General features: G+C 36.2%; 1 pseudogene. It reads right to left on the bottom strand.

The annotated features are described in order from the left end of the window. Window positions 1-704: 704 nt before the first annotated feature. Window positions 705-1,462, bottom strand: a pseudogene (babB, locus tag QU01_RS07840) (Hop family adhesin BabB); the annotation flags it as partial.

The following is a 1,462-nucleotide window of genomic DNA, read 5'->3' as shown; positions in this document are numbered from 1 at the left end:
TAAAAATCATTTTATTAAAGTTTTATTTTATTTTCTTAAAGGGATAGAAAGCGCTTTGAAACCATTCTCTCCCTTTCAACCCCACTAATCCCCCTATAAAAAAAGCACTTTCTAAGAGATTATCGCTTAAAGTAGCGTCAAGTTTTTTCACTAACCAAAAACGCTAAAAAGGATTTTGCATCAAACCCCCACAAAAAAACTAAAGATTAAAAAGCGAAAGCAGTGAGGATCAACAAAAAGAAAAAGATCAAACCCCCAAAAAAAGAATTTAAAAAAAAGACTTCAAAAAAGCTTTAAAAAGAAACCCCCAAAAACGAGGGTTTAAAAAACGAAAGGGTTTAAAAAACGAAAGGGTTTAAAAACGAAAGGGTTTAAAAACGAAAGGGTTTAAAAAACGAAAGGGTTTAAAAAAAAGAGTTTAAAAAAGAAAGTTCAAAAAAAAGGGTTCAAAAGAAAAAAGATTTTTCATTAAAACCCCCCAAAAAAAGAAAAGGGTTCAAAAAAGAAAACCCCTTAAAAAAGAAAAGACTTTAAAAAAAGAAAAGTTCAAAAAAAAAGAAGAATTTAAAAAAGAAAACCCATTAAAAAGAGAATTCAAAAACAAAAGGCTTCAAAAAAATTAAAACCCCTACCAAAAAAAAAAAAAAGAAAGGCTTCAAAAGAAACCCATTAAAAAAGGGAGTTTCACAAAGGGGTTTAAGCTTTTAGTAAGCGAACACATAATTCAAATACACGCTATAAAGCCTTCTGTATTTGAGTTCAGCCCCCATAAAGGAATAGTAGTTCGTGTTGATGGTGGGGATTTTAAGCCCTAGTTCAATCCCATGTTGAGCCGCATGATCGCTGTCTTTTTTCTTAGGTCTGGCTAAATTCATCCTCACACCCATGTTGAATAAGAATTGGAAATTCGCCACATTCATTTTAGCGTTATAGACATTATTCACGGTGGCTAAATTCACATATTCAGAATTAAGCCATGAAGTCCCGGCTAACGCAATCCCGCCAAAAAGCCCCACAGAAAGCTTGTTGTTTTTGCCTAAGAAATTAGTGGCTTTATCGTTGATGAAGTTGTAAAGAGCGTCCGCTCCAAAACCATAAGTCCATACATCAGAAGCCGAGTTGAAGAAGCTGGATTTGATGAAGGCATGGTTGTAATCAAAAAAGCCGTAATACCTAGCGCCCCATTTTCTTTTTTGGCCAAAGAATTGTTTGTAGCCCACCTGAATGCCGATCCCATTCATCGCGCCGTTGTTGGTTTGAGAGCTGACGATGCCCACTTTCCTGAAGGGGTTACGCCCTAGTTCTTGGTTGATGGTTTGGATCTGGTTGTAAGAATTTTGATTGAGGTAGTAATTGGTTTCTATGCCTTGTGGGCTATAGGGGTTGTTCTTTTGGCTCACCACATTTTGCAAGCTTTGCGCGTTAGGGATGCTTGAAAGCGCGGTGGTGATGCTGTTGTAAG

This window comes from Helicobacter pylori SA221C, assembly GCF_000476855.1.
Lineage (GTDB): Bacteria > Campylobacterota > Campylobacteria > Campylobacterales > Helicobacteraceae > Helicobacter > Helicobacter pylori_DK.
The sequence above is the reverse complement of the archived record's forward strand: the minus strand, read 5'-3'. Positions and strand labels throughout refer to the sequence as shown.